The following is a 20,744-nucleotide window of genomic DNA, read 5'->3' as shown; positions in this document are numbered from 1 at the left end:
CCGAGCCGCTTGCGGCTCGGTCTCAGTCCCATCAGCTGAGTAGCAAGCCCAGCTTTCTCATCGTCTTGAGCGGCCTTCGGCTGACGGCACGAAGCGTGCAGCCGCTACGGCCGTGTCAACAGCATCGAGATGCCCTGTCCGACGCCGATGCACATGGTGGCGATCGCACGCTTGGCACCCTGCGCTTCGAGCTCCAACGCGGCGGTCAACGCCAGGCGTGCACCGGACATGCCGAGCGGATGGCCGAGCGCGATGGCGCCGCCGTTCGGATTGACACGGGGCGCATCGTCGGCAAGCCCCAGTTGCCGCATGCAGGCGAGCGCCTGCGCTGCAAAGGCCTCGTTCAACTCGACGACATCGATGTCGCCGATGCCGAGACCAAAACGTTCCAGGAGCTTGTGCGTGGAAAAGACCGGTCCGATGCCCATGATGCGTGGGGCAACACCGGCCGTTGCCATGCCGTCGACGCGGGCCAAGGGCTGAAGTCCGTAGCGCTCGACCGCGCCGGCTGAGGCGAGAATGAGCGCGGCCGCGCCGTCGTTGACGCCCGATGCGTTGCCCGCGGTTACCGTGCCATTGGCGCGGAACGGCGTCGGCAGGCTCGCAAGCTTTTCGAGCGTCGTCTCGCGCGGATGTTCGTCGTGTTCGACGTGGGTCGTCTCGCCCTTGCGTCCCTTGATCGCGTAGGCGGCGATCTCGCGGGCGAGACGCCCGCTCTTTTGCGCAACTGCCGCGCGCGCCTGGCTGCGCAGTGCAAAGGCGTCCTGATCTTTGCGGGAGATGGAAAATTCGGCGGCGACGTTTTCGGCGGTCTCCGGCATCGAGTCGATGCCGTATCGGTCTTTCATGGCCGTGTTGATGAAGCGCCAGCCGATCGTCGTGTCGTGGATCTCGGTGCTGCGCTGGAACGGGCTTTCGGCCTTCGGCATGACGAAGGGCGCACGCGACATGCTTTCGACGCCGCCGGCGACCACGATTTCGGCCTCTCCCAGCCGGATCGCGCGAGCGGCATAACCGACCGCGTCCAGACCGGAACCGCACAGCCGGTTGATCGTCGTTCCGGCGACCGTCTCCGGTAGCCCGGCGAGCAAGGCGGCCATGCGGGCGACGTTGCGATTGTCCTCACCCGCCTGGTTGGCGCAGCCAAGTACGACCTCGTCGATCGCTTCGGCCGGAATGGACGAAACACGCGCCAGCGCCTCGCGGATCACATGGGCCGCAAGATCGTCCGGGCGGGCGCTCGAGAGTGCCCCGCCGTAGCGGCCGATGGGGGTGCGCACGCCGCCGACGATGTAGGCTTCAGCCATGAGATTTATCCTTTGCTTTGCCCGGCTGCAAACATCGGCCCTCCCTTGTGCGCGGGAAATCCGTAGCCGTTGATCATCACGAGATCGATGTCGCCGGGACGTGCGGCGATGCCTTCGGCGAGCAGCGCCTTGCCTTCGTCGCACATGGCGTTCAGAAGCCGGTTCATGATCTCATCGGATTTAAAGGCGCGCGGCGTGATGCCCTTGGCTGCCCGCGCCGTTTCGATCGTCGCCGTGACGTCGGGATCAACGGTGCGCTCACCATCGGGATAGGCGTACCAGCCGCGGCCACTCTTGCGGCCGAGACGGCCGGCCTCGCAGAGCCTGTCGGCGATTTCGACATAGCGTGCGGCAGGATCGCGTGTTGCCGCCTGTCGCTTGCGTCGTGCCCAGGCAATCTCCAGTCCGGCCATGTCGTTGACGGCGAAGATGCCCATCGGAAAGCCATAGGCCTCGAGCGCGGCGTCGATCTCCTGCGGCAGTGCCCCATCTTCCAGCATGAACTCCGCCTCGCGGCGATAGGCCGAGAAAATGCGGTTGCCGATGAAGCCTTCGGTGACCCCGGTTACGACCGGCAGCTTGCCGAGGCGTTTGACGAAGGCAAGCGCCGTCGCCAGGACGTCCGGCGCGGTCTTGGCGCAATCAACGACTTCGACGAGCCGCATCACGTTGGCGGGCGAAAAGAAATGCAGGCCCACCACCCGTGATGGATCGACCGTCGCCGCCGCGATCGCATCGGGGTCGAGATAACTGGTGTTGGTCGCGAGGATGGCGCCCGGTGCGACGATGCCGTCGAGCTTCTGAAACAACTCCGTCTTGACCTGGAGGTCGTCGAACACCGCTTCGATGACGAGGTCAGCTTTCGCGAGCTCAACGGCTTCTGCGGTGGTCTGCAGCCGCGCGAGGGATTCGTCGCGTCCGTCAGCAGTCAATCGTCCAGCCCGCACGGTCTTGTCGAGCGTCTCGGCAATGCGTGCCCGTCCGCCGGCTGCGGCTTCTTCCGTCTGCTCCAAGGCGACCACGCGGTAGCCGGAGATCAAGGCGGAGACCGCGATGCCGGACCCCATCAGCCCGGTGCCGACGACACCGACGATCGCGATCGGCCGAGGCGAAACCTTGTCGAGCCCTTCGACCTTGCCGGCGGCGCGCTCTGCAAAAAACACATGCCTGAGGGCCGCTGACTCGACCGAATCCCGCAGGCGCAGGAAAGTCGCGCGTTCCTCAGCCAGTCCTTGCTTCAGGTCGAGTTCACCGGCTGCCTTAACGAGGCGGAATGCCTCGGCGGGCGCAGCCTGGCCGCGGGCCTTTGCCAGAACCTTCGCTTCCACCGCGCCGACGGCTTTGGCGTCCGCAGGCGGGACGGCGATCATGCCGGTCCGACGGAGCGGCTTGCCAGCTTGCTCTTGAACGAAAGCCAGAGCGACAGCGACAGGATCGGCGGCAATGCTGTCGGCAAGCCCAAGCGCCACAGCTTCGGCGGCCTTCACGGCACGACCGGTTCCGATGAGATCGATCGCCATGACCGTGCCGATCAGGCGTGGCAAGCGCTGCGTACCGCCAGCACCCGGGACGAGCCCGAGCTTTACCTCGGGCAGGCCGAACGACACCTTCTCGCCGGCAATCCGGCCGTGGCAGGCAAGCGCCACCTCGCAGCCGCCGCCAAGGGCGGCGCCGTTGACGGCTGCGGCAACCGGCTTGTCGAAGGTCTCGATGCGCTCGATCACTTCGGGAAGCAGCGGGTCGACCGGCGGCTTGCCAAACTCCCTGATATCCGCGCCGCCGATGAAGGTATTGCCGGCGCCGGTGATGACGAGACCCGCAATCGTCGACCGTTCGGCAACATGGTCAAGCGACGCCATCAGGCCGGAACGGACATGCGCGGAGAGCGCGTTGACGGGCGCGTTGTCGATGGTAACGAGGAGAACGCCACCTTCAAGTCGGGCGGAAACGCTTTCGGAAAATCGGATCTCGGCCATGCTGCCAAACCTCAATCGGGGACGACGGCCGTTGCCTGGATCTCGATCTTGGCGCGGTCTTCGACGAGCGAGACGACCTGCATCGCAGCCATGGCCGGGAAATGCCGGCCGATGATGTCGCGATAGGCCTGACCGATGCCGCGCAGATTGCCGACATATTCCTGCTTGTCGGTGAAGTACCAGGTCATGGTGGTGATGTGCTGCGGCTCGGCGCCGCCGGCCGCAAGCACTGCGACCACGTTCTTCAGCGTCTGGCGCACCTGCTCGACGAAATCGTCGGTCTCGAACTCGGACTGCGCGTTCCAGCCGATTTGGCCGCCGATGAAGACGGTGCGGCCTTTGGCCGAGACGCCGTTGGCATAGCCGATGGGCTTAGCCCAGCCTTCAGGTTGCAGGATGGTGTGCATCGGTCGTCTCCAGATGTTGTGTCAGCGCGGCGCGGATATCGTCCGGCCAGGCACAAGAAGCGTGATTGTCGAGCGAGGTGGCAACGACCCGCTGTTTTGCTGTCCAGAGCACGGTGCCTCTCGCCGAGACCGTGTGCTCCATGTCGAGCGACGAGCGGCCAATGCCGCGCACCGCCAGCGCGAAATCCAGATCGTCGCCCTGGAAGCCCGGTCGAGAGAAGGTGAGATCGAGGCGCACCGTCGGCACGCCCGTCCGCCGCTCGTCGTTCATGGCGTTCCAGGGAAAGCCGAGCGAGGCGAAGAAGTCCTCCGTCACCCCGACAAGAATATTGAGATAGGACGGGAAGTAGGCGATCCCCGAGGGGTCGCAGTCTCCGAACCGCAGTGGTCTCGTGGTCCTGAACATCGATGCCGACCTCAGTTCGCAAAGGCGGCAATGCCGGTGATGGCACGGCCGAGGATCAGCGCATGGATGTCGTGGGTACCCTCATAGGTGTTGACCACTTCCAGATTGACGAGGTGGCGGGCCACCGGAAATTCGTCCGAAATGCCGTTGCCGCCGAGCATGTCGCGCGCAGTTCTGGCGATTTCCAACGCTTTTCCGCAGGAGTTGCGCTTGAGGATCGAGGTCAGTTCGACCGGCGGATTGCCTTCATCCTTCATGCGCCCGAGGCGCAGGCAGCCCTGCAGGCCAAGGGCGATTTCGGTTGCCATGTCCGCAAGCTTCTTCTGGATCAGCTGGTTGGCGGCAAGCGGCCGGCCGAACTGCTTGCGGTCGATCACGTATTGCCGCGCCGTGTCATAGCAGGACTCGGCTGCACCAAGGGCGCCCCAGGCGATGCCGAAGCGCGCGGAGTTGAGGCAGGTGAAGGGGCCCTTCAGTCCTGTCACCTCGGGCAGCATGTTTTCGTCCGGCACGAAGACCCCGTCCATGACGATCTGGCCGGTGATCGATGCCCTTAAGCCCACCTTGCCGTGGATCGCCGGCGCGCTGAGACCCTTCCACCCCTTTTCGAGGATGAAGCCGCGGATGGCGCCATCTGATGTCTTTGCCCAGACGACGAACACGTCGGCGATCGGCGCATTGGAGATCCATGTCTTTGAACCGGACAGCAGATAGCCGCCATCGACCTTGGCGGCCTTGGTGATCATCGATCCGGGATCAGAACCGTGGTCTGGCTCGGTCAGGCCAAAGCAGCCGATCTTGGTGCCGGCAATCAGTCCTGGCAGGTATTTGCGCTTCTGCGCTTCACTGCCGAAGGTATGGATCGGCACGATGACGAGCGAAGACTGCACGCTCATCATCGAGCGGTAGCCGCTGTCGATGCGTTCGACCTCACGGGCGATCAGGCCGTAGGAAACGTAGTTGAGGCCGGCGCCCCCGTATTCCTCCGACACCATCGGACCGAGCAGGCCGAGTTCGCCCATCTCGGCAAAGATCGACGGATCGGTTTTCTCGTGGCGGAATGCCTCCTGGACGCGCGGAGCCAGACGGTCTTCGGCATAGCGCGCAGCGGTCTGGCGCACCATGCGTTCTTCTTCGCTCAACTGCTGATCCAGGTTGAACGGGTCCTGCCAGTCGAATGACGCCTTCGAACCATGCATGTTCGACACCCCTTGTTATCGTCCCGTGCCCTTCATCAGCTCGCGGCCGATGATGAGCTTTTGAACCTCGGTCGCGCCCTCGTAGATTCTGAGCGCGCGGATCTCGCGATAGAGCCGCTCGGTGATCTCGCCGACGCGCACGCCGCGGCCGCCAAAGAGCTGCAGCGCCTGGTCGATGACCCATTGCGCGTTCTCGGTCGCGGTCATCTTGGCCATCGCCGCTTCGCGCGTCGTTGGTCGTTTCTGCACGTCGCGTTGCCACGCCGTGCGGCCGGTCAGGAGTGCTGCCGCGTCGATAGCGGTCGCCATCTCGCCAAGCGTGCTTTGCGCCGTCGGCAGATCGCCAAGGGTCGCGCCGAACATCCTGCGGCTCTTCGCGTGGGCCACCGCCTCGTCAAGCGCGCGCCGGGCAAATCCGATCGCGGCGGCTGCCACGGACGGGCGGAAAATGTCGAGGGTGCGCATGGCGATCTTGAAGCCTTCGCCAGACGCGCCCAGAAGTTGCGACGCCGGGATGCGGCAATTGTCGAAACGAAGGCGGGCGAGCGGATGCGGCGCAATCGTCTCGATGCGCTCGGGGATGGTAAAGCCCGGCGTATCGGCGAAGACCACGAAGGCGGAAATGCCGCGCGTACCCGGCGCCTCGCCTGTGCGGGCAAAGACGGTATAGACGTCGGCGATGCCGCCGTTCGAGATCCAGGTCTTTTCACCGTCGAGTACGAAATGATCGCCATCCCGGCGCGCAGCGCACGCCATCGCCGCGACATCCGAGCCGGCCTCGGGTTCGGAAAGCGCAAAGGCGGAGATCCATTCGCCGCGGGCGACCTTGGACAGGACGGCGTGTTTCAACGCCTCGGAGCCGGACAGGCTGATCGCACCCGTCCCGAGGCCCTGCATGGCGAAGGCAAAGTCGGCAAGCCCGTCTGTGCAGGCGAGCGTTTCGCGGATGAGGCAGAGCGACCGGCTGTCGATCTCGTCGCTAGCACCGCCGAACGCCTTTGGCACGCAATGGCGAAGCACGCCTGCAGTACCGAGTGCCGCGACCAGCTGCTTGCAGGCGGCATCGACATCAGCGTGATCGATCTCGCCGAGGCCGCCACGAGCCACGAAGGCGTCGAGTTCCGCAGCGAGCGCACGGTGACTGTCATCGTAGAACGGCCAGTCGAGATGATCGCGGGAAGGTGGGCGCAAGGTCGTGCCATGGGAACTCATGCTCAGTTCCCCTTGAATTCAGGCTTCGCCTTGGCGGCAAAGGCCTCGAAGGCGCGGCGGAAGTCGCCGGTCGCCATGCAGATCGCTTGCGCCTGGGCTTCCGATTCGATCAGTTGGTCGATACCCATCGCCCATTCCTGGTCGAGCATCTTCTTGGTCATCGCATGGGCAAACCAGGGGCCGTCGGCGATACTGCGTGCGAATTTCTGGGCTTCGGCAAGCAGCGACGGACGCTCGTGCAGAGCATTGTAGAAGCCCCAGGCGTGGCCTTCCGTCGCGGTCATGACGCGGCCGGTGAAGAGCAGGTCGGCGGCGCGGCCCTGGCCGATGATGCGGGGAAGAATGCCGCAGGCGCCCATGTCGGCGCCGGCCAGCCCGACGCGGGTAAAGAGAAAGGCCGTCTTCGCCTCGGGCGTTGCCACACGGAAGTCCGAGGCCATGGCCAGAATGGCGCCGGCGCCGGCGCAGATGCCGTCGACGGCTGCTATGACCGGCTGCGGGCAGGCGCGGATCTGGCGGACCAGTTCGCCGGTCATGCGGGTAAAATCCAGCAGATCGGGCATCGCCATACGCGTCAGCGGCTCGATGATCTCGAACACGTCGCCACCGGATGAAAAGTTGTCACCGGCGCCGGCCAGCACGACCGCGCGCACGTCGCTGGCGCGGGCAAGCGAGCGGAAAAGATCGCAAAGTTCCTCGTAGCTTTCGAAGGTCAGCGGGTTCTTCTTTTCCGGACGGTTGAGGGTGATCGTGGCGACGCGTCCGTCAGCATCCGTTTCGAACAGGAAGTGCTTGGCCTTGTGGTCTTTGAAGGCGCGCTTCTTGGCCTGCATTGGGTTTGTCATCTCTATCCTCCAAGAACTTCGCCGCCGGCGACAGCGATCGCCTGACCAGTGATTGCCGTCGCCTTTTCCGAGACGAGCCACGAGACCGTGTGGGCGACTTCTTCCGGCGTCACCAGGCGTCCCTGCGGGTTGGAGCGAGCAAGGCTGGCGCGCGCTTCCTCGCGCGAACGGCCGGTCTTTTCGCTGATCGTATCGAGCGCGCCGTCGATCAGCGGCGTGTCGGTGAAGCCGGGGCAGACGACATTGACGGTGACGTCGGTGCGCGCAAGCTCAAGCGCCAGTGCCCTCGTCAAGCCGATGACGCCGTGCTTCGACGCGCAATAGGCCGAAACATAAGCATAGCCGGTCAGGCCCGCGGTGCTCGCAACGTTGACGATCCGGCCGTTGCCGGCCCGCCGCACGGAGACAAGCGCTGCCTGCGTCACCAGATAGACGCCGGTGAGGTTGATGGAAAGCACCCGCTGCCAAAGCGCGAAGTCGGTCTTTTCGAACGGCGCCGAGGGCGCTTCGCCGGCGCAGTTGACGAGAACGGCAATCTCTCCGGCTTCAGCGATCGCAGCCGTGATACCTTGCTCGACGGCCTGCGGGTTGGTCACATCGAAGCCGTCACGGACAAAGGCCTGTCCGCCGGCAGCAAGGATGTCGCCCCGTACCGCTTCAAGCGGCGCTGCGCGCCGACCGGCGAGGCTGACGATGTGGCCGTCGGCGGCGAGCCTAAGGGCAATCGCCTTGCCGATACCGCTGCCGGCGCCTGTGACGAGGGCGTGCCTTGTCATGGCTTGCCTGCCGTCGTTGCGGCGCGCGCCAGGTTGTTCACGTACTGGGCCCGAGCCGAATGGTACTGTTTCGGCCAGGGCTCGCCGTCATAGCCAATCTTTGCCGCCTCGTGCATCACGAAGGACGGATCGGCCAGATGCGGGCGGGCAATCGCGCAGAGATCGGCTCGACCGGCTGCGATGATCGAATTGGCGTGGTCGGCCTCGGAAATCGCCCCGACCGCAATGGTCGGAACCTGGATCTCGTTGCGGATCTTATCGGAAAATGGCGTCTGGAACAGGCGGCCATAGATCGGTTTTTCTTCTTTCACCACCTGGCCGGACGAGCAGTCGATCATGTCGGCGCCCGCCTCCTTGAACAGGCGGGCGAAAATTGCCGCGTCCTCGGGCGTGTTGCCGCCCTCGTGCCAGTCATGGGTTGACAGGCGAACCGACATCGGCCGGTCCTCGGGCCAGACTTTACGCACTGCGTGGAACACTTCGAGCGGGAAGCGGGCGCGGGCGGCGTGATCGCCGCCATAGTCGTCGGTGCGCAGATTGGTAAGCGGCGACAGGAAGCTCGACAGCAGGTAGCCGTGCGCGACGTGCAGTTCGAGGATATCGAAACCGAGGTCACGGGCCCGTTCGGTGGCCCGCACGAAATCGGTGACGACCCGGTCCATATCCTCCCGCGTCATTTCGCGCGGCATGTCCGAATGCTTGAGGTAGGGCAGGGCGGACGCGGAAATGAGTGGCCAGCCGCCTTCGGCCAAGGGCTGATCGATCCCCTCCCAGGCGACCTTTGTCGCGCCCTTGCGGCCGGCATGGCCGAGCTGGATGCCGATCTTGGCGGGGGTCTGCTGGTGTACGAAGTCGACGATGCGCTTGAAGGCCTGGGCCTGCTCGTCGCTCCAGAGCCCCAGACATCCGGGCGTGATGCGGGCATCGGCCGACACACAGGTCATTTCCGGGAAGACGAGCGCCGCACCGCCCATGGCGCGCGCGCCGAGATGAACGAGATGAAAATCGTTCGGCACGCCGTCGGCTGCCGAATACATCGCCATCGGCGAAACCACGATGCGGTTCTTCAGCGTCAGGCCGCGGAGCTTGAACGGCGTAAACATCGGCGGCGGAACCGCCCCGTTCGCCGCCGGCGCCACACCGGCGCGTTCGGCAAACCAGCGCTCGAAGCCTTCGAGCCAGTCCTTGTCGCGCAGGCGAAGGTTCTCGTGGCTGATGCGCTGCGAGCGGGTCAGCATCGAATACATGAACTGTTCGGGCTCCAGCGTGTCGGCATAGCGCGTGCCGACCACTTCGAACCATTCCATCGCATTGCGGGCCGCATTCTGGATGCGGGCGACATCGACGCGGCGCACCTCTTCGTAAGCCGACAGCACGGCGGGAATGGTTGCCTTGTCGTGGCCCAGAATATCGAACTGGCGGGTGAGTTCGATCGCGTCATCGATCGCAAGCTTGGTGCCCGAGCCGATGGCGAAATGGGCCGTGTGGGCACTGTCGCCCATCAACACGACATGGCTGTGGCCGTTGAAATGGCTCCACTTTTCGCAGATCAGCCGGCCGAAGTTCAGCCAGGCGGAGCCGCGCAAGTGCCGCGCATTGGTCATCAGCTTGTGGCCGTCGAGCGTGCCTTCAAAGAGCTTTTCGCAGAACGCGATCGACTGGTCCTGGTCCATCTGGTCGAGGCCATGGGCGCGGAAGACGTCGTCGGTGGTCTCAACGATGAAGGTCGAGGTGTTCTCGTCGAAGCGGTAGATATGCGCCTGGAACCAGCCATGCTCGGTGCGCTGGAAGTCGAAGGTGAAGGCGTCGAACTTCTTGTCCGTGCCGAGCCAGACATAGCGGTTCGGCCGGATCACCATGTCCGGCTTGAAGATGTCGGCGTATTTGTTGCGGATCCTTGAGTTGACGCCGTCGGAGGCGATGATCAGATCGGCGTCGGCGAACTGCTCGTCGCTTTCCACGTCCTGCTCGAACAGCAGTTCGACGCCGAGTTCGAGGCAGCGTTCCTGGAGGATGTTGAGCATCTTCTTGCGGCCGATGCCAACGAAGCCGTGGCCGGTCGTGCGGATCTTGCGGCCCTTGAAGACCAGCTCGATGTCGTCCCAATGGTTGAAGGAAACCTCGATCGCCTCGGCGGTCTCCGGGTCCCATTGCCGCATCGACTGCATGGTCGCGTCCGAAAAGACGACGCCCCAGCCGAATGTGTCAAAGGGGCGGTTCCGTTCGACGACGGTGACGTGATGCTCCGGATGCTGCCGCTTCATCAGCAGCGCAAAATAAAGGCCGGCAGGCCCGCCACCGATACAGACGATCCGCATGTCGTTCTCCTCCCGAGTTCCGGCTGCGCGTCACCGTCGAGCTGGCACAAGTGGCCATGCTGGACTGTTGCAAGCAGGGTGGACTCGTTCAGGAGAAATTTCAAGCTTAAAATTGTTTTGGGCAGATGGGAAGCCGACGCCGGGCGCTCGCAGCGCCGCCGAACGGCGTCGCATCGCTTCGGGGCCGGTGCGGCAGAAAGTAAGGCAGTTGTAGGCAGAAGCGCCGTGAACTCAGGAATTTCGCGCGAGCGAGGCGATGATCGACCGCTTGAGTGTGGCAAGCTCATCCATCAGCACGCCGCCTTCCTTGGCCGGAAGGCCGGCAAACAGATCCGAGATCCAGTCGGCATGGCTTGCTGCCATCTTCTCGAATTCGGCGCGGCCGAAGGGGGTAAGCGCGATGATCTGGACACGCCGGTCGGTCGGAAGCGTCGTGCGGCTGATGTGGCCGCTCTCGGTCAGCCGTTCCACCAGCACCGTGATGTTGCCGGGGGAGACCATCATGCGCTTGGAGACTTCGCCAAGCACCATGCCGTCAGGCGCACGCTCGAGCTGGGCCATCAGGTCGAAACGCGGCAAGGTCGAATCGAATTCTTCCCGCAACCGCCGACGGATTTCGCTTTCGACAAGTGTCGAACAGGTCAAGAGACGCAGCCATAGCCTGAGCTCTGCACGGTGATCGCCCGGAGCCTCGAGCGCCTTGGTCTCGCCATCGACCCATTCCGGCGAGGTGTCGAACTTGTCTTCACCCATCATTCCCAACGTCCGCTTCCAACCCTTGGCCGCAAATCAGCGGCTCTTTCGTTTTTCTGCTTTTAGAGAGGTAAGCAGGTCTTGGACAGGTTGTCACGGGCCGTCATTTGGACGCAAGCCCAGGTACCGACTGGGCGAGCAGCGGCGACGCGCGACCGCCATCCTCGGACTGGACATAGACGTTGACGGTAAAGCCGATGTGCTCGGCCATCAGGGTGCGGGCACGCTCGATATCGCGATCGAGTGCTGCCTCCATCAGCTCGGTATGGTGCTCGATCGCCATCGCGTCCTCAAGCGCCGAAACGGCCTCCTCGTAGCCTGCGCTCATACCGGCGGCGGCCCTAATCGTCGGCGCCAGACTTAGGAAGCGGTGGTGACGGCGAAGCTGGTCGGAGATCGTCGCCTGAAAGCGCGTGAGCCAGCGCGACCTCGCAGCACTGATCAAAGCCGTATGAAACCCGGCATGCTTCTCGTCCCACTCGTCGACTTCGCTCTCGGAGAAACGCTCGACGGAAACCTTGCAGCGCGACAGCCGGTAGTGTGCCGTGACGACGGCGGATTCCCAGGCGCTGTCGCCGTTCTCGATCGACTCGATGAGCAGCGGCATTTCGACGGCAAGGCGGGCGCGGGTGAGGTCGTCGAGTTCCTCGCGTGACACCGGAGCAACAGCAAAGCCGCGATTACTGATGGCGGTCACCAGCCCTTCCGCCTCCAGCCGCGACAGAGCCTCGCGTAGCGGCGTCCAGCCGATCCCGTAGCTTTCGCGCAGCGTGCTCAGCTTCATCGGCGCGCCCGGCTTCAGCCGCGTCGAAAGAATGTCGCGGCGTAGCAACCGGTATGCCGATTCCGTTTTGGTCGACTGTTCGTGGTCTTGCATCAGGTTCCCTTAGCGCCCACACCGGGTCGATACAAATATATATAGTTCTGCGCCTCATGTGAAAATATATATATTAATTTGACAAGAGGCCGGAGCGGTTCCATGATCCGCGCAAGCCGCCGAGGAGGGCGGTAACGCTCGTCAAATTCTGGGAGGGATGTATGAGCAGGCTTAAGAGCACGTGGCTTTCGGGATTGGTTGTCGCCGGTGCAATGGCATGGGGACTGGGAGCAGCGGCCGCTGATCCGATCCGCATCGGCATCGCCAATTTTGGCGAGCATCCGCAATTGAACGCATCGATCGCCGGCTTCAAGAAGGCGCTGGCCGAAAACGGCTTCGTCGAAGGCAAGGACGTCGTCTACACCGAGAGCCACACCAATTTCGACGCCTCGCTGGTGCCGCAGATGATCGCCAAGCTGCAGGCCGAACAGCCGAAACTGGTCTACACGATCACCACGCCCGTCTCGCAGATCGCCAAGAAGGCGCTCGCCGGCTCCGGCATTCCGGTCGTCTTCTCCGCCGTTACCGATCCGGTGGCCGCCAAGCTCGTTCCGTCTTGGGAGGCCGGTGACGACGGCATGACCGGTGCGACCGACCTTCAGGACGTGGCCGCCGTCATGGCCTTCACCCACAAGCTGCTGCCGAACGCGAAGCGCTTTGGCGTGCCCTATAATCCGGGTGAGGCGAACGACCAGGCCCTGCTCGACAAGATCAAGGAAGCAGCGCCTGACGCAGGCTTCGAGGTCGTGGAGGTCGGCGTCGACAATGTCAACGACATCCAGCAGCGCATCGCCTCCTTCGCCGGCAAGGCCGACGTGATCTATACGCCCGCATCGAACCTGCTGCAGCCGGCGATCGGTGCTGTGTCGGCAGCCGCGCGCCAGGCGCAGATCCCGATCGTAAACTCCGACGACGGTGCAGTGCGTGACGGCGTCGTACCGGCAAGCTTTGCGGTCAACTATGAGCAGGTCGGCGTCAATGCCGGCAAGATCGCTGCTCAGATCCTCAAAGGTGCAGACCCGAAGACGATCGCGCCGTCGCGCCCGGCCTATGAGGATCACGCGCCGCTGATCTCGAAGAAGGCTGCCGCTGCCTTCGGCATCGAAGTGCCGGCAGCGCTCGCGACCGAATGCAACTGCGTGGTCGATTGATCTCCGTCTTGTCTCTTCAGTGACGGCGCCCCGAGCGCCGTCATCTCATAAGTTAAGGGGGAGCCAATGCTGGAAATCAGATCGGCCCGCAAAGTTTTCTACAAGGGGCAGGCGGACGAAAAAGTCGCGCTCGACGGCCTCAATCTCAGCCTTGCCACGGGCGAATTTGGCGTCGTCATCGGTTCCAACGGCGCCGGCAAGAGCAGCATGCTCAACGCCATTTCGGGTGCATTGGTGCTCGATAGCGGCCAGATCGTCATCAATGGCGACGACGTGACCGCAACGCCCGTACACAAGCGCGCGATGCGGCTTGCCCGCGTGTTCCAGGACCCGATGCGCGGCACCGCTGCCTCTATGACGGTGGCCGAAAACATGCTGCTTGCCGAATTGCGCAGCAACAAACGCACCCTGCGGCGCGGCCTGAACGCGACGCGGCTCGCCACCTACAGGGAACGCCTGTCGCTGCTCGGGCTCGGCCTTGAAAACCGCCTCGACACACGGGTGGAGCTGCTTTCCGGCGGCCAGCGGCAATCGCTGTCCTTGATCATGGCGGTCGGCGGCGAGCCGGAACTGCTGCTGCTCGACGAACACACCGCAGCGCTTGATCCGCGCACCGCCGATATCGTCATGCAGGCGACGATCCGCGCGGTCGAAGCCCTGAAGCTGACAACGCTGATGGTGACGCACAACATGCAGCACGCGGTGGATTTCGGTCACAAGGTCATCATGCTCGACGCCGGGCGCGTCCGTCTCGAAATCGACGGCAAGGAAAAGGCGCAGACGACCGTGCCGGATCTGATCGGCCACTTCTCCGTCAAAACCGACCGCATGTTCCTGGCGAGCTGACGATCATGGATATTCTTCAAAATACCTTCGCGAGCTTCGTCTCGCTCGTTCCCGTCACGCTCGCGCAGAGCCTGATCCTCGCCTTCGTCGTGCTCGGGATCATGATCCCGTTCCGCATGTTGAGCTTCCCGGATCTGACCAGCGAGGGTGCGTTTCCGCTCGGCGGCTGCGTCTGCGGCGTGCTGATGGCGGCGGGCATGTCGCCGCTCGCCGCGATCGCCATCGCACTTCTCGCCGGATTCGTTGCCGGCTGCTGCACGGCCTTCATCCATCTGCGGTTCCGGATCCACACGCTGCTCGCCGGCATCCTCATGATGACGATGCTTTATTCGATCAACCTCAGGATCATGGGGCGCTCGAACCTCTCGGTCTTCGGTGCGCCAACGGTGTTCGACTGGGCGCCGGGGCTGCAGCCGGGCTTCCCCGCAAGCAAGATCGTCGTCGCGGGCCTGATCGCACTCATCGTCTTCGTCCTGCTCTACCACTTCTTCCGCACGGAAAAAGGCACGGCCGTTCGCGCCGTCGGCGCCAATCCCGATATGGCTGAAGCTCAAGGGATCAATGTCTGGATGGCGACGATCGGTGGCGTCGGGCTTGCGGGTGCGTTTTCGGCGGCAGGCGGCGCGCTGATGGTGCAGTCACAGGGCTTTGCTGACGTCAACATGGGCCTCGGCATCCTGATCAACGGCCTTGCGGCGCTGATGATCGGCGAGGCGATCGTTGGCAAGCAGAGCGTGGCGCGCCAGCTCGCTGCGCCGTTCGTAGGTGCGATCGTCTACTACCAGCTCGTCTCCTTCTGCCTGGCCGCCGGCATGCCACCGCCGGACCTGAAACTTGCGACCGGCCTCTTCGTTCTGGCCATGCTGGCTCTTCCGAGCCTCAAGCGAAGCCGCGGCCCTGCGCCCGCCCGCGAAACCGTTCGCGAATAAATGAGGACCACCTTCATGAATGCAGTTCCTGATCTTGCCGCGATAAAGGCCATGGATGTGGCCGATGTGCTCCGCCCGATGCGCGAGCGTTTCATCCTGCCGCCGGGTCTCATCTATCTCGACGGCAACTCGCTCGGCGTTGCCTCGACCGCCGCCTTCGACGAGCTTCGCAAGGCCGCCACCGAGGAATGGGGGCAGGACCTCATCCGCAGCTGGAATACGGCCGGCTGGTTCGAGATGCCGCTGACGCTCGGCGACCGGGTCGGGCGGCTGATCGGGGCGGCCGCCGGCCAGACCGTCGTCTGCGACACCACGTCGATCAACATCTACAAGGCCCTCCATGCGGCCATGGCCTTGCGGCCCGATCGGTCGGTGATCGTCAGCGAAAGCGGCAGTTTTCCGACCGATCTCTACATGGCCGAAGGCGTGGTCTCGACGCGTCCGGGCGCCTCGCTCAGGCTCGAAGGGGTCGATGCGCCCGAGATCGAGGATCTGATCGATGGCAGCGTCGCCGTCGTTCTCGTCAACCACGTCAACTACAAGTCCGGCGAGCTGCGCGATATGGCGGCCCTGACCCGCAAGGCGCACGAACATGGCGCACTGGTCATCTGGGACCTCTGCCATACGGCCGGCGCGTTGCCAGTCGATCTTGACGGCGCCAATGTCGATTTCGCGGTCGGCTGCACCTACAAGTACCTGAACGGTGGCCCCGGAGCCCCCGCCTTCATCTATGCAGCCACCCGTCACCACGGCGATATCCGCCAGCCGCTCACCGGCTGGTGGGGACACGCCCGTCCCTTCGCCTTCGAGAAGCACTATGCTGCCGGCGAGGGCATCCGCCGTTTCCTCTGCGGAACACAGCCGATCCTGTCGCTGCGGGCGCTAAAGGGCGCGCTCGACGTCTGGGACGAGGTCGACATGAAAGCGCTGCGCGAAAAGAGCATCCAGCTCACGGATCTCTTCATCGCGCTCGTTGAGGCGAAATGCGGTGCCCACGGTCTGGCGCTCGAAAGCCCGCGCGACGGAACCAAGCGCGGAAGCCAGGTATCGTTCAAACACCCGCACGCTTACGAAATCATGCAGGCGCTGATTGCCCGTGGCGTTATCGGTGATTTCCGCGCGCCGACGACGATGCGCTTCGGCTTCACGCCGCTCTATGTGAGCTACGCCGACGTCTGGCAGGCCGTCGAAATCCTGGAGGACATCCTCAAGACCGGTGCATGGCAGGATGCGCGCTTCGCGGTCCGTGCGGCCGTAACCTGATTGATGGCACCGAAGAGCAGCGGGCGGTATTTCGCCCGTTGCCTCTTGTTCAGACACATACCGAGGCTGCCGCCCCGCAGCGGATTCGTTCAGAGCCATTGTGCCTGGAGGCGAGAGGACGGCTAACGGGGGACTTAAGCAATGATCGCGCCACACCGCCCGACCCCGGAGGAAATCGCCGATGCTCGTAAACGCATCGCGCCGCATTTCGCGCGCACACCGCTCGTCAGGCTCGATCTTGGGTTTCCGGACCGTCAGATATTCCTGAAACTGGAGACGCTGTCGCCAATTGGCGCGTTCAAGCTCCGTCCCGCCTTGAACGCTGTGTTGTCGCGCGATCCGGCCGAACTCGAAAGCGGCGTCGCAGTCACCAGTTCCGGCAATATGGCCTATGGCATGGCCTGGGCGGCACGCCTCATCGGTGTGCCGATGGTTGCCTACATGTATCGCGGCGCACCCCAGACCAAGATCGACGGTGTGCGTGCGCTCGGCGGAGAAGTACGGTTCGTCAGTGCCGAGACCTGGTGGGACTACATCACTGGCGCCGATCATCCGGATGCGCTGGAACTGCTGATCAATCCGGTGACCGATCAGGCGGTGCTGGCCGGGAACGGCTCCATCGGTGTGGAGATCATCGAGGATCTGCCCGATGTCGACGTCGTGCTTACCCCGTATGGCGGTGGCAGCATGACCACCGGGGTGGCCAGCGCTATCAAGGCCGCTTCCGACCGCTGCCGTGTCTTTGCGGTTGAAGATGACAGCGCCGCCCCTGTTTCGGCGGCCCTGGTCGCTGGCCAAATCGTGACGATCGAAACCCGCCCCTCCTTTATCAAGAGCATCGGCGCGCCGTCGCTGGTGCCTCAGATCTGGCCGGTGGTCGGTGACCTGATCGATGGGGCGATTGCGGTCAGCCCGGGGCAGGTGACCGAAGCGATGCGGATTCTCTTCAAGAAGGCGAAGATCGTTGCCGAAGGCGCGGGTGCTGCCTCGCTTGCCGCCGCAATCGCGCGACCGGATCTCAAGGGAAACATCGTCTGCGTGGTCTCGGGCGGAAACATCGACGCGGCTGCCTATTCCACAGTGCTCGGCGGTGGCATTCCCTCGGCCTGAGCGACCGATCAAACGCCGAGATAGCGATCCTGGAGTTCTGGCGTCAGCGCAAGCGGCGCTCCCTCGAACACGGTCGCGCCCTTTTCCAGGACGAAGCAGCGGTCGGCAACGGGCAGGAGTTCCGAAAGCGTCTTGTCGACGACGAGGATCGACTGCCCTGCCGCCTTCAGAGTGCGGATCGCCGACCAGATATCCTGGCGAATGACCGGCGCCAGCCCTTCCGTTGCCTCGTCGAGAATGAGCAGGCTGGGATTGGTCATCAAGGCCCGGCCGATCGCAAGCATCTGCTGCTCCCCGCCCGAAAGCGTGTTGGCATACTGATCGCGCCGCTCGCCGAGGCGAGGGAAGAGCGCGGTCACTTTCTCGAAGGTCCATTCGTTTCCGCGAGCCGTGGCGACGAGGTTCTCCATGACGGTGAGATTGGGAAAGCAGCGCCGTCCTTCAGGAACGAGACCGAGGCCGAGCCTTGCAATCCGGTGCGGGCGCAGGCCGGAGATGGTCTTGCCGGCAAAGGAGATGGCGCCTGAACGCGGGCGCACGAGCCCGAGGATCGAGTTGATCGTCGTCGTCTTGCCCATGCCGTTGCGGCCCATGAGCGCGACGACCTCGCCCTCGCGCACATCGAGGTTGACGCCAAAGAGCGCTTGGGATGCGCCGTAGAAGGTTTCGAGACGTTTGAGTTCGAGCAGGCTCACGCGGCTTCTCCCAGATAGGCCCGGCGCACATCCGGATCGCTGCGGATTTCATCGACTGTGCCTGACGCGATGATGCGGCCGTAGACCAGCACGGAGATGCGATCCGCCAGCGCAAAGACCGCATCCATGTCGTGCTCCACCAAGAGCATTGGCGCTTCGTGGCGCAGCCCATCAAGGAACGAAGTCAGCCGCTTGGAGCCCTCCGGTCCCATGCCGGCCATGGGCTCGTCGAACAGAAAGACTTTCGGCGACAGCGCCAGCGCGATGGCGATTTCGAGTTGCCGGCGTTCGCCGTGCGAGAGTTCGGCCGCCGGCACGTGGGCACGCGCAGCAAGATCGACGCGCTCCAGCATCGCCATCGCCGGTTCGGTCAGTTCCTTGTCGTTGCTGACCTGGCGAAAGAAGTGGAAGCTGCTGCCGTGGCGCGCCTGCACCGCCAGCATGACGTTGCGAAGAGCCGAGAATTCCTGCGCCAGCGAGGAGATCTGGAAGCTACGGGCAAGGCCGAGCCTTGCGCGGGCGGCCATATCGAGGCCGCCGATATCCTGGCCGAGAAATCGGATCGTGCCGCTGTCGGCCCTGAGCGATCCGGCAATCTGGTGGATCAGCGTGCTCTTGCCGGCGCCGTTCGGGCCGATCAGCGCATGGATCTGCCCCGGGTGAAGCTCGAGGCTGACGCCATCAGTCGCTTTAAGGGCGCCGAAGGATTTTCTGAGGTCGCGGATTTCGAGAACGGGCTCAGACATGGCGCGGCTTTCCGGAGAGGAGACCCAGCAGACCGCCGCGGGCAAACAGCACGATGCCGAGCAGGATGAGGCCGAGGAAGAACTGCCAGCGCTCGGTGATGCCGCCGAGCACATATTCGAAGAAGACGAAGATCATCGCGCCGGCAACCGGGCCGAACAGTCGGCCTTTGCCGCCGAGGATGATCAGCACGATCAGTTCACCCGACATGTGCCAGGAGAGCATAGAGGGACCGACGAAGCGATTGAGGTCGGCATAGAGCGCGCCGGCAAACCCGGTGATCATCGCCGAGACGGCGAAGGCGACGAGGCGGATGTTGAAAGGTGCGATGCCGACTGCGGCAAGGCGGGTACCGTTCTGTCTCGCCGCCTGCAGGGCGCTGCCGAAGCGTGAACCCTCGACCACGCGAAACAGAAGCAGCGCCGCCATCAGTGCCGCGTAGCAGATCAGGAAATAGGGCAGGGGCTTGGCCGTGTTGACGCCGGGAAAGGCGTTGCGCATCGACAGCGACAGGCCGTCCTCGCCGCCATAGGCCGGCCAGGAGATCGCGAAGTAGTAGATCATCTGCGCGAAGGCGAGCGTGATCATGATGAAATAGACGCCTGAGGTGCGCAGGCTGATCGCACCGATCGGCAACGCGATGAGCCCGGCGACCGCGACGGCGACGACCCAGATCAGCGGCATGGATGTCGTCGCCGGAATGCCGGCAAAGAGCGGTTCGGCATTGAAGGCGTGCGTGGCGAGGATGCCGGCGACATAACCGCCGAGGCCGAAAAAGGCCGCATGCCCGAAAGAGAGCAGCCCACCAAGCCCGAGCGCCATATTGAGGCCGACGGCGGCAAGCGCCAGCACGACGATGCGGGTTGCGAGCGTCACGTAGAAGGGTTCGCCCAAGCTTGCAGCCAGTATCGGCGCACCGAGAAGCAGCAGGGCGAGAAGCAGGTTGATTGTGGTTTCGCGGGTCATCTTGGCCTCATGACTGTGCCGAAAACAGGCCACTCGGCCTGAAGGCGAGGATAAGGGCCATGACGACGTAGATCAGCATCGAGGCGAGCGCCGCACCGATCGTGGTCGCCTGTGATGCGGGCATGGTGAGTGCCAGAAGCGATGGGAGCAGGAAACGGCCCATCGTGTCGACGACACCGACGATGACAGCGCCGACCAGTGCCCCCTTGATCGAGCCGATACCGCCAATGACGATGACGACGAAGGCGAGGATGAGGACCGGTTCGCCCATGCCGACCTGCACCGATTGCAATGCACCCACCAATGCGCCGGCAAGCCCGGCAAGCGCTGCACCGAGTGCGAAGACGACCGTATAGAGCGTGCCGATGTCGACACCGAGCGCTCCGATCATCTCTCGATCGGACTCGCCCGCCCGGATGCGCATGCCGAGCCGGGTTCTGGAGATCAACAGATAGAGGCCGATCGCAACGGCAATGCCGACGCCGATGATCGCCAGGCGGTAGAGCTGGTACTGGCCGCCGCCCGGCAGCGGTACGGCACCCTGGAGCAAGGGGGGAATGTCGAGATAGAGCGGGAAGGAGCCGAAGAGCCAGCGGGCGCCTTCCGACAGGATCAGGATCAGGGCGAAGGTCGCAAGGACCTGATCGAGATGATCGCGGTCGTAGAGCCTGCGGATGACGGCGACCTCGATGATCGCGCCGACACCAGCTGCAGCTGCAAGGCTGGCGATGAGGCCGATCCAGAAGGAGCCGGTGGCGGCTGCGACCGTGGCGCAGGCAAACGCGCCGATCATATACAGTGAGCCGTGCGCCAGGTTGATGAGGCCCATGACCCCGAAAATCAGGGTCAGGCCGGCGGCCATCAGAAACAGCATCACACCGAGCTGGAGCCCGTTGAGCAGTTGTTCGATCAGAAGTGCGGTGAACAAGAGACCGGTCCAAGCTTGATGTCAGGAGGACATGGA

General features: G+C 63.9%; 20 protein-coding genes. 5 read left to right on the top strand and 15 right to left on the bottom strand.

The window, feature by feature from the left end; translation table 11 throughout:
- Nucleotides 1-104 precede the first annotated feature (104 nt).
- From pcaF to IB272_RS21150, 11 genes are all read right to left on the bottom strand, one after another.
- Nucleotides 105-1,307, bottom strand: a complete 1,203-nt coding sequence (pcaF, locus tag IB272_RS21200; RefSeq protein WP_089045138.1) for a 3-oxoadipyl-CoA thiolase — start codon at nucleotides 1,305-1,307, stop codon at nucleotides 105-107.
- 5 nt (nucleotides 1,308-1,312) lie between these two features.
- Entirely contained in the window at nucleotides 1,313-3,283 is a 1,971-nt protein-coding gene (locus IB272_RS21195; protein ID WP_192444955.1) for a 3-hydroxyacyl-CoA dehydrogenase NAD-binding domain-containing protein, read from the bottom strand.
- An 11-nt stretch (nucleotides 3,284-3,294) separates the two neighbouring features.
- Nucleotides 3,295-3,690, bottom strand: coding sequence for a RidA family protein (locus tag IB272_RS21190; RefSeq protein ID WP_034796252.1), 396 nt, complete (start codon nucleotides 3,688-3,690; stop codon nucleotides 3,295-3,297).
- Nucleotides 3,668-4,096, bottom strand: coding sequence for a thioesterase family protein (locus tag IB272_RS21185; RefSeq protein ID WP_192444953.1), 429 nt, complete (start codon nucleotides 4,094-4,096; stop codon nucleotides 3,668-3,670). Before IB272_RS21185 ends, IB272_RS21190 begins: the two co-directional genes overlap by 23 nt.
- Before the next feature lie 11 nt (nucleotides 4,097-4,107).
- Entirely contained in the window at nucleotides 4,108-5,295 is a 1,188-nt protein-coding gene (locus IB272_RS21180; protein ID WP_192444951.1) for an acyl-CoA dehydrogenase, read from the bottom strand.
- A 15-nt stretch (nucleotides 5,296-5,310) separates the two neighbouring features.
- Complete coding sequence (locus tag IB272_RS21175) at nucleotides 5,311-6,507, bottom strand: acyl-CoA dehydrogenase family protein (protein WP_192444949.1); 1,197 nt, start codon at nucleotides 6,505-6,507, stop codon at nucleotides 5,311-5,313.
- A 2-nt stretch (nucleotides 6,508-6,509) separates the two neighbouring features.
- On the bottom strand, nucleotides 6,510-7,352 hold the full coding sequence (locus tag IB272_RS21170) for an enoyl-CoA hydratase family protein (protein ID WP_192444947.1): 843 nt from the start codon (nucleotides 7,350-7,352) through the stop codon (nucleotides 6,510-6,512).
- Between the two features lie 2 nt (nucleotides 7,353-7,354).
- Nucleotides 7,355-8,128: an SDR family NAD(P)-dependent oxidoreductase gene (locus IB272_RS21165; RefSeq protein ID WP_192444945.1), complete on the bottom strand. Its 774-nt coding sequence runs from the start codon at nucleotides 8,126-8,128 to the stop codon at nucleotides 7,355-7,357.
- Nucleotides 8,125-10,446 (bottom strand): bifunctional salicylyl-CoA 5-hydroxylase/oxidoreductase, encoded by a 2,322-nt coding sequence (locus tag IB272_RS21160; protein WP_192444943.1) that lies wholly within the window; start codon nucleotides 10,444-10,446, stop codon nucleotides 8,125-8,127. Before IB272_RS21160 ends, IB272_RS21165 begins: the two co-directional genes overlap by 4 nt.
- A gap of 231 nt (nucleotides 10,447-10,677) precedes the next feature.
- Nucleotides 10,678-11,202 (bottom strand): MarR family transcriptional regulator, encoded by a 525-nt coding sequence (locus IB272_RS21155; protein ID WP_226020898.1) that lies wholly within the window; start codon nucleotides 11,200-11,202, stop codon nucleotides 10,678-10,680.
- Between the two features lie 100 nt (nucleotides 11,203-11,302).
- Nucleotides 11,303-12,076, bottom strand: a complete 774-nt coding sequence (locus IB272_RS21150; protein WP_060580771.1) for a GntR family transcriptional regulator — start codon at nucleotides 12,074-12,076, stop codon at nucleotides 11,303-11,305.
- A gap of 161 nt (nucleotides 12,077-12,237) precedes the next feature.
- Between IB272_RS21150 and IB272_RS21145 the strand changes: the two genes are divergently transcribed.
- The 5 genes from IB272_RS21145 to IB272_RS21125 all read left to right on the top strand — a co-directional run bounded on the left by IB272_RS21145 (nucleotide 12,238) and on the right by IB272_RS21125 (nucleotide 17,375).
- The gene (locus IB272_RS21145; RefSeq protein WP_034796266.1) at nucleotides 12,238-13,227 is read left to right on the top strand and encodes an ABC transporter substrate-binding protein; all 990 of its coding nucleotides are present in this window, start codon (nucleotides 12,238-12,240) and stop codon (nucleotides 13,225-13,227) included.
- Between the two features lie 66 nt (nucleotides 13,228-13,293).
- Entirely contained in the window at nucleotides 13,294-14,073 is a 780-nt protein-coding gene (locus IB272_RS21140; RefSeq protein ID WP_034796269.1) for an ABC transporter ATP-binding protein, read from the top strand.
- A 5-nt stretch (nucleotides 14,074-14,078) separates the two neighbouring features.
- Entirely contained in the window at nucleotides 14,079-15,002 is a 924-nt protein-coding gene (locus tag IB272_RS21135; RefSeq protein WP_034796270.1) for an ABC transporter permease, read from the top strand.
- 15 nt (nucleotides 15,003-15,017) lie between these two features.
- A complete protein-coding gene (kynU, locus tag IB272_RS21130) occupies nucleotides 15,018-16,265 on the top strand; it encodes a kynureninase (RefSeq protein ID WP_192444941.1) in 1,248 nt (415 codons plus the stop codon).
- 141 nt (nucleotides 16,266-16,406) lie between these two features.
- Nucleotides 16,407-17,375, top strand: coding sequence for a pyridoxal-phosphate dependent enzyme (locus IB272_RS21125; protein WP_034796273.1), 969 nt, complete (start codon nucleotides 16,407-16,409; stop codon nucleotides 17,373-17,375).
- Nucleotides 17,376-17,383: 8 nt separating this feature from the next.
- Here the strand turns inward: IB272_RS21125 and IB272_RS21120 are convergent, their stop codons facing one another.
- Genes IB272_RS21120 through IB272_RS21105 form a run of 4 tightly spaced genes read right to left on the bottom strand, consistent with a single transcriptional unit; the run spans nucleotide 17,384 to nucleotide 20,708 of the window.
- A complete protein-coding gene (locus tag IB272_RS21120) occupies nucleotides 17,384-18,070 on the bottom strand; it encodes an ABC transporter ATP-binding protein (RefSeq protein ID WP_060580770.1) in 687 nt (228 codons plus the stop codon).
- Nucleotides 18,067-18,816 (bottom strand): ABC transporter ATP-binding protein, encoded by a 750-nt coding sequence (locus IB272_RS21115; RefSeq protein ID WP_034796279.1) that lies wholly within the window; start codon nucleotides 18,814-18,816, stop codon nucleotides 18,067-18,069. Before IB272_RS21115 ends, IB272_RS21120 begins: the two co-directional genes overlap by 4 nt.
- Nucleotides 18,809-19,780, bottom strand: a complete 972-nt coding sequence (locus tag IB272_RS21110) for a branched-chain amino acid ABC transporter permease (protein WP_034796282.1) — start codon at nucleotides 19,778-19,780, stop codon at nucleotides 18,809-18,811. The genes IB272_RS21115 and IB272_RS21110 overlap by 8 nt, the downstream gene beginning before the upstream one ends.
- A 7-nt stretch (nucleotides 19,781-19,787) precedes the next feature.
- Nucleotides 19,788-20,708: a branched-chain amino acid ABC transporter permease gene (locus IB272_RS21105; protein WP_034796285.1), complete on the bottom strand. Its 921-nt coding sequence runs from the start codon at nucleotides 20,706-20,708 to the stop codon at nucleotides 19,788-19,790.
- Between the last annotated feature and the right edge of the window lie 36 nt (nucleotides 20,709-20,744).

It is taken from the genome of Ensifer sp. ENS08, assembly GCF_014852195.1.
Taxonomy (GTDB): domain Bacteria; phylum Pseudomonadota; class Alphaproteobacteria; order Rhizobiales; family Rhizobiaceae; genus Ensifer; species Ensifer adhaerens.
This window is presented reverse-complemented; position numbering and strand designations above follow the sequence as displayed.